Consider the following 1,517-nt stretch of genomic DNA (forward strand, 5'->3'; position numbering starts at 1 on the left):
CACACCGGCGGCCGGTGTGCCGGAGCGGTCCGCGACCAGGGCGAGGGCCCGCCGGCCCGCCACCGCGCCGCTGCGGTCCGCCAGCGCCCCGCGCATGCCGATCGCGGTCTCCAGCTCGGTCCTGGCCCGGTCGGGATGGCCGGTGCAGAGCGCGAGGACGCCCAACTCGTGGTGGAAGTACGCCTCTTCCGCGACCTCCCCGGCGAGCCGGCCGGCCTCCTGGCCGATCCGCAGGGCCCGCTCCCAGGCACCCCAGTGCAGCCCGGCGGCGAACACCGGCGCCGCGCTGCGGGCGAGGAGCACGGCGGCGCTCGTGCGGCCGGCCCCCTCCCCCGGCACCAGCTGGTTCATGGCCGCGATGATCGCGTCGGCCTCGGCGCAGGCCCGTGCCGGGGTGACCGAGGAGTGGCCGGTCCACCAGGTGTAGTGCTGGGCGGCGGTCCGGGCCCGGACGACGGCGTCGTCGTCGTAGCCCGCGGCCACCAGCTGGGCCAGCACCCCGGCGGCCAGCCGGTAGCGGGAGCCCGCCGGTGAGAGCAGCCCGCAGCCGGCCAGCTCTCCGAGCGCGGCGTCGGCGTGGGTGTCCCCGACGAGCGCGGGAAGGTGGCCCTGGTGCGGCACCTCGCCGCCGAGTGCCACGGCGAACCGCAGCGTGTCCCGGGCCGCCTCGCCGAGCCGGGAGGCCAGCAGGGCGGCGGGCGCCGCGGCCTCACCGAGCCCGGGCAGCGGGACGTCCCCGGTGTCCCCGTGCCCGGTGTCCCCGTACCCGGTGTCCCCGTCGTTCGGGAGGGCTCCGGACTCCTCGGCGGGCGCCGTACCAGCGGCCTGTCCGGGGTCCGGTGCCTGCGCGGGCCGGGTCGCCAGGTAGCCGTACTCGTCGTACGCGGTGGGGTCGGTGCGCAGGGCGTCGCGCTGCCGCAGCAGGGCGCCGGCCTGGACGAACCGCAGGGGCAGGCCCTCGGACTCGAACCAGAGGTCCCCGGCCCAGTTGGCCTCCTCCTCGGTGAGCGGGCGTTCGACGACCCGTTCCAGGAGGTCGAGCGAGGCGGCGCGGTCCAGGCCGGCGAGCGGGACCTCTTCGAGGTGCGCGTCGGGGCCGGGCGCGGCGACGTCGGGCGTGGCGGCGAGGAGGTAGGCGCACTCCGGGGTCGCGTCGAGCAGTTCGTCGAGCGCGGCGCCGCCGAACTCCAGGTCGTCCAGGACGACGACGGCCCCGGTGGTCCGCAGCGCGGCCAGGAGCTGGGCCCGGTCCGGGCGGAAGAGGGGGGCGTCGTGCACGGCGTCGAAGAGTCCGTACAGCAGGTCGGCGGCCGTGCGCTTGTGGCCGTTGAGGCGCACGACGCCGTCCGGCGCGAAGTCCGCGCAGTCGGCGGCGACGGCGTCGAGCAGCGCGGTCCGGCCGGAGCCCGCCGGTCCGGTGAGCCGGACGGAGCGGCCGCGGGCGAGCAGCCGGGTCAGCCGTTCCCGCTCGGCGTCGCGGCGCAGCAGGGGCAGTTCGGGCAGGGGCGGGCCGGGCG

1 pseudogene is annotated in these 1,517 nt (G+C 78.3%); it reads right to left on the reverse strand.

Features of this window, described 5'->3' with window-relative positions:
- Positions 1-1,517, reverse strand: a pseudogene (locus MHW47_RS35345) (ATP-binding protein); the annotation flags it as partial.

It is taken from the genome of Streptomyces sp. OfavH-34-F (genome assembly GCF_022347745.1).
In the GTDB taxonomy this organism is placed as follows: Bacteria; Actinomycetota; Actinomycetes; order Streptomycetales; family Streptomycetaceae; genus Streptomyces.